Raw genomic sequence first — 5,685 nt, 5'->3', positions numbered from 1 at the left:
TGTATAAGAGACAGCTATATAAAAAAGTATCATAAAATCATTATTGAATTACATTATACGGATTGATTATTTACTAAATTCCTATGTTTTTCTTTTCTTAATACTGGTATATGAGCAATCACAATTCCAAGTATAGTAATTCCGCCGCCAATTATTGAAACTAAAGTTGGCACTTCTCCTAACCATATCCAAGCAATGAAACACGCAGTTATTGGCGTTAAATATAGAGAACTTGTTGCTTCAGAAGCACCAGCACGAGATATAATATAGGCCAATGCAATATACGGGAGTACTGTTGGAAAGACACCTAAATATATAACACTCAAGTTAACTTCAAGAGGAGCTGCTAATATTTCTTGATAAACTCCGGGTAAGAAAATAAGCATACATACAGTACTAGAAAAAATTGTATATATGGTAAATGGTAAGAAACCGTATTTTTTTAAGTAAGATGTTTGGAAAACGAAAAATAGACTTTCTGAAATCGCCGCTAATAATATAAATAATCCCCCGCTATTTAATTGAATAGCGTCGCCTTGGCTAAATGAAATTAAGGCAATTCCTGCAAAACTCATTACACCACCGATCCAGCCATTTAATTTCATTTTTTCATTCAAAAAAACAGAAGCAAAAATTGCCGTCACTATTGGAGTGACTGAAATTATTAAACTTGCAGATCCAGCATTGACTGTTTTTTCGCCGTAATTTAATGCGATGTGATAAATAGTAAACCCTAAAGCACCAAATATAAAAAATGCTGGGATATCCTTTAAATCCGGTAATCGTAGTTTGTATATAAATGAAAATAACAAAAGTATAAATGAGGCGATTAATAAGCGTAGTAAAGTAAGGTGTTCAGGCGTATAAGATTCAAGCCCCAGACGAATTGCTGGAAAAGCAGTTCCCCATATAAGAATTGTAAAAGCATGAGCACATATAATGCGTAAATCCCATTTTTTATTATGCATGTTTTCTCTCTCTCCTTAATAAACCAACCATTTTTAAATTACCAATTATTTCTTTTCATCATATTTAATAGTTGATACAATGTCTTCAACCGGTTATTTATCGGAAAAACCAACCACTTTGAATCTTTTAAATTAACGAAGGAGTTTTTTATATGACAACCGATAAAAAAGTGCCCAAATATCGGCAGATAATAGACTATATGAAAGAAAAAATTGAAAACGGAGAATGGCCAATTGGAAGTAAAATCCCTAGTCAGCGGCAGTTAGCAAAATTATTTCATGTAAATCGAAGTACTGTAATAACTGCGCTAGATGAACTTATGGCAGATGGTTTAATTCAAGGACAAATCGGAGCAGGAACAATTGTAACAAATAATACATGGTCATTATTAGCAACTAATCCCCCGCCTGATTGGAGTGAATATGTAAAGGCCGGTATTCATAAACCAAGTAAGTTAATGGTGCGAGAAATAAATGAAGCAGAAGCAAATAAAACGCTTATCCATCTTAGTAAAGGTGAACTTGCACCTCATCTTTTCCCGCTCGAAACTATGCAATCTATAATAAAAAACGTCAGTGAGGAATTAGATTATTTCGGATACGAAGAACAAAAAGGTTTTTATCCGTTACGTGAAGCAATAAGCAAATATGTAAGATCATTTGGAATACATGCATCACCGGGTTCTATATTAATAGTGTCTGGTGCACTCCAAGCATTACAATTAATATCAATTGGTCTTTTACATAGAAAATCAACTGTTTTACTTGAACAACCTTCTTACTTATATTCACTTCATGTTTTTCAATCAGCAAATATAAATTTATCCGGTATATCAATGGATTATCACGGTATTTTACCTAATGACTTATTAAAACGAATTAAATATAGTCAAAAGAATAATATTTTATACTCAATCCCTTGTTTTCAAAATCCAACGGGGATATTGATGTCCAAAGAGCGAAGAAAAGAAATATTAAAAATATGTGAAAAAGAGCAGTTGCCTATCATCGAGGATGATATTTACCGGGAGTTATGGATTGATGAATCACCTCCAGCTCCTTTAAAGTCGATGGATAAACATGGACATGTATTATATATTGGTAGCCTCTCTAAAACACTTAGCCCTGGACTTAGAATTGGATGGATAATTGGACCTGAGCCTGTTATTGATAGGTTGTCAGATATAAAAATGCAAACAGACTATGGATCGAGTTCTTTATCTCAAAGAGTAGCTGCTGAATGGATAAATGAAGGTTTTTATGAAGAACATGTAGCAAACGTAAGAATGCACCTGAAAGAACGAAGACAAATAATGATACGAGCTTTAAATAAATATTGTGCAGATATTGCATCGTGGGATATTCCTAGTGGTGGAGTTTTTATATGGCTAAAGGTTGTACATAACATTCCGATGAAAAAACTATTTTCAGAGGCACTATCAAAAGGAATTCTTTTAAACCCGGGACGTATTTATGAAGAAGAATCAGATCAGTACATTCGTTTATCATATGGATATGCTTCTTCAGAACAAATGACTTACGGGGTTAAATTGCTCAGTGAATTAATTCGGAAGTTAACAGCATAAAAAAATCCTCTTTTGTTTTTGGAGGATTTTTTTACGTATCTTATTTACCACAATTTCATTTCCTGCCCTAATAAAATAAGTTCTTCATAAGGATCTCCGTCAATATTTAATACTTGAGCAAAAACAGGTTCTGTTTTTAAACCTTGTTCCTTTAAGTGAATAACTTCTTCCCTTATATGGGGATGCTGCATTAATAACATGTGTTCCACTATCATATGTCTATATGCATTTTGATTACGCACTGGCTTAGGTTGAGCAAATAATTCAAATTCAAAACCTTCGAATTCAAAATTCACCTTTATCGATTCAGTACCTTTCATTTTTTTCTTTTTTATATTGAACCCTCTATAAGAACCATATAAAGATCTCATTTCCTGCTCAAAAACATCAAAGTTATATACTTCCATTACAATATCTAAGTCAGATTGAGGAGTATCAATTCTTATCGGGATTGTCCCGCAAAGAACGGGATTATATAAAGCTAAATCCTCCATTATGTTTAGGCTATTCAAAACATCATATATTTTTTGTTGCTTGTCATTGCCCGATTGTAAATATGTAATAGATGTAAACATGGAAGTCTCTCCTTCATTTCACGTAATACGTGTCTCACTAAACTCAAGAAAAATTTGTCCGTTTAAACTTGTTCTTGAAGTACCTTTACTTCAATATATTAAAGTGAATAAACAATATGTTTCAACTTTTCTCCTATGTTGCAATACTATAAAAATAAAAAGGGAGGAATTATGATGAGCATTTTCAACATTCTTTTAACCATCCACATATTATTTGGAACGATATGTTTAATAACTGGGATAATAGCGATGGTTGCTCAAAAGAAGAAAGGTAAACATACGGAATGGGGTGAAATATATCACGCATCCTATGTCGTTATCACCGTTACTGCCATTATATTATCCATTATAAACTGGGATAAAATCGCATATTTATTTTATGTAGCAATTTTCTCTTATTCATTTGCGATTTATGGATACCTCGCACGAAAAAAACGTTGGAAGAATTGGCTTCACCACCATATTAGAGGTATGTTAGGCTCTTATATCGGTGCTGTTACTGCACTTTTAGTAAATGTCGGTATTCATATTCCCTTAATTAATTTATTGCCGCCTATATGGTTTTGGTTTTTACCTACATTAATCGGTATTCCTCTCGTAGCCAGTGTATCAAAAAAATATAAAAAGCGTAGTTAAACTTCATTACATTTTCGTTACTTTCTGATGATTATTATGAAAAATCATACTCAATGTAATATTTTATTTATAAATTCAAGATCGTATTGCTTTAAGTTAGTCACTTAGCGCTAAATAAGAAGAATCCAATAACAGTATTGGATTCTTTTTCAAATTTCATTTCAATATCGGCTTTATGCATTCAATGATGTTACCATTTGGACCAAAAACCATCTTTGTATACTTGTGGGTACTTGTTTTATTGGTTCAGTGATAATTACACCATTATAGTTTAAGATTGTAATAACGAATGTAAACGATCCGGGTAATTCGTAAACATCCCATCAACGCCCCATAAAAGTAACTTTTTCATATCTTTTTCATTATCTACAGTAAATGGATGAACTTCTAATCCGTGTTTCTTTATTCTCTTTACATAAGCGGAATCAATATATTTATAGTTCATCCCAAGACCGATGCAGTATGTTTTATACTTTTTTATCTCTAATTCAGTTAATTGAACTGACTTTTTGTAAGGTAGTAATTGTACTAGCGGTAAAGTAACATCTAAACTATGAATTTTTTGCAGACTTTCTTCACTAAATGATTGAATAATAACGTTATCACTTATTTCGTAGTGCTTTATAATTTCTAATAGCTTCTCTTCCATACCAGCGTATTCATCTGGTGATTTTGTTTCAATATAATAGTTTGCACCATTCCCGAACGTTTCAATAATTTCTTCTAGTGTTGGGACTTTAGCATCTTCAAAGTCTTTCTTTGCTAAACTTGGATGCTTTTCATTGAAAAAAGAACCTGCATTAAGTTTCTTTATTTCTTCTAATGTATGTTCCTTAACTAGACCCGTACCATTTGTAGTGCGGTTTACTGTTTCATCATGCATAGCTACTAAATGTCCGTCTTTTGTCATTTGAAGATCAATTTCTATATAATCTCCTTTTAATTGTTGTCCTAATTTATACGCTGCTATTGTATGTTCCGGCGCATACGCAGAAGCGCCTCTATGTGCAATGTTTTTTATATGATTTGCTTGATTAATAGCTTTCGTGTACTTACGTTCATCTACTTTATGTAAAACGAAAGTACCTAGTAATATAATGGTGCAAATGATTGTAATGATATATATCTTTTTCATAATGATGTATTAACTCCTACATGAAAGCAATTTGGATCGAATAATTTATTCAATTAAATGTCGATTTTCAAATACAGTCATTTGTCCAACAGATTGAAAACCAGCCTTTTTATAAATATTAATCCCATCAGGTGAAGCTTGTAATACGCATTGAGAAACTTTCAATTGTTTTGCTTCTTGCAGCAAGTAATTAAACATAGTGGAGCCAAATCCTTGCCCTCGCATTTTTTCTTTAGTTGCTATATCATAAATACCAATACTATCTTTTGTACATACTAATGAACCAACAGATACGACTTCATCTTTAAAAATCCCTAAATATAGTTTCATATTTTCACTATTCCATAAATCGAAAGAAGCAGTTTCATTATAAAATGTTTGCACATGTATACCTTCCTCTGATGTACCAAATAGATTAGCTAACGTTTCCCCAAACTTTTTAATTTGTCCTAACGAAGATGCTCTTTGTATCGTAAAACCTTCTGGCATTTTTATTGTTGGTTGAATTGTCTTTAAGTCTGCTACCATCGCAATATTTTGTTCTGCTTCTTTTAAGCCAAGTTTTATTAATTCGTTTTTTATAGCCTGTTCATAGCTATTATCCCAAAACCAAACACACATTGGAAACTTCTTTTTATTATAGTTGTTTATCACTTTATATAATTTCTCAATGTCTTCCGTTACATCATTGTTTAGTAAAGTAATGATATTAAATGTATCTGCAGGTAAACCACAATCTACAGCAATGTAGTCCTTCGTTTCTTTTACATTCATTCCATGTACAT

General features: G+C 32.1%; 6 protein-coding genes. 2 read left to right on the top strand and 4 right to left on the bottom strand.

Annotated elements, in window-relative coordinates:
• Positions 1-53 precede the first annotated feature (53 nt).
• Positions 54-968, bottom strand: coding sequence for a DMT family transporter (locus ABWK52_RS25170; protein ID WP_000551608.1), 915 nt, complete (start codon positions 966-968; stop codon positions 54-56).
• Between the two features lie 152 nt (positions 969-1,120).
• Between ABWK52_RS25170 and ABWK52_RS25165 the strand changes: the two genes are divergently transcribed.
• Entirely contained in the window at positions 1,121-2,554 is a 1,434-nt protein-coding gene (locus tag ABWK52_RS25165; protein ID WP_098221055.1) for a PLP-dependent aminotransferase family protein, read from the top strand.
• Positions 2,555-2,598: 44 nt separating this feature from the next.
• Here the strand turns inward: ABWK52_RS25165 and ABWK52_RS25160 are convergent, their stop codons facing one another.
• A complete protein-coding gene (locus ABWK52_RS25160) occupies positions 2,599-3,129 on the bottom strand; it encodes a DUF4269 domain-containing protein (protein ID WP_098541875.1) in 531 nt (176 codons plus the stop codon).
• 174 nt (positions 3,130-3,303) lie between these two features.
• Between ABWK52_RS25160 and ABWK52_RS25155 the strand changes: the two genes are divergently transcribed.
• Entirely contained in the window at positions 3,304-3,765 is a 462-nt protein-coding gene (locus ABWK52_RS25155; RefSeq protein ID WP_000021728.1) for a DUF2306 domain-containing protein, read from the top strand.
• Positions 3,766-4,036: 271 nt separating this feature from the next.
• Here ABWK52_RS25155 and ABWK52_RS25150 read toward each other — a convergent pair whose 3' ends face one another.
• Complete coding sequence (locus ABWK52_RS25150) at positions 4,037-4,900, bottom strand: glycerophosphodiester phosphodiesterase (RefSeq protein WP_000725522.1); 864 nt, start codon at positions 4,898-4,900, stop codon at positions 4,037-4,039.
• Between the two features lie 45 nt (positions 4,901-4,945).
• Positions 4,946-5,685 (bottom strand): GNAT family N-acetyltransferase (locus tag ABWK52_RS25145; RefSeq protein ID WP_353772206.1); only part of this gene is annotated, 740 nt, incomplete at its 5' end.

The organism is Bacillus sp. AP50, assembly GCF_040492675.1.
GTDB lineage: Bacteria > Bacillota > Bacilli > Bacillales > Bacillaceae_G > Bacillus_A > Bacillus_A cereus.
The sequence above is the reverse complement of the archived record's forward strand: the minus strand, read 5'-3'. Positions and strand labels throughout refer to the sequence as shown.

Excerpts from the sequence above, each read along its gene's own strand:
- ABWK52_RS25170 (WP_000551608.1), bottom strand. The coding sequence starts at position 968 with ATGCATAATAAAAAATGGGATTTACGCATTATATGTGCTCATGCTTTT.
- ABWK52_RS25165 (WP_098221055.1), top strand. The coding sequence starts at position 1,121 with ATGACAACCGATAAAAAAGTGCCCAAATATCGGCAGATAATAGACTAT.
- ABWK52_RS25160 (WP_098541875.1), bottom strand. The coding sequence starts at position 3,129 with ATGTTTACATCTATTACATATTTACAATCGGGCAATGACAAGCAACAA.
- ABWK52_RS25155 (WP_000021728.1), top strand. The coding sequence starts at position 3,304 with ATGAGCATTTTCAACATTCTTTTAACCATCCACATATTATTTGGAACG.
- ABWK52_RS25150 (WP_000725522.1), bottom strand. The coding sequence starts at position 4,900 with ATGAAAAAGATATATATCATTACAATCATTTGCACCATTATATTACTA.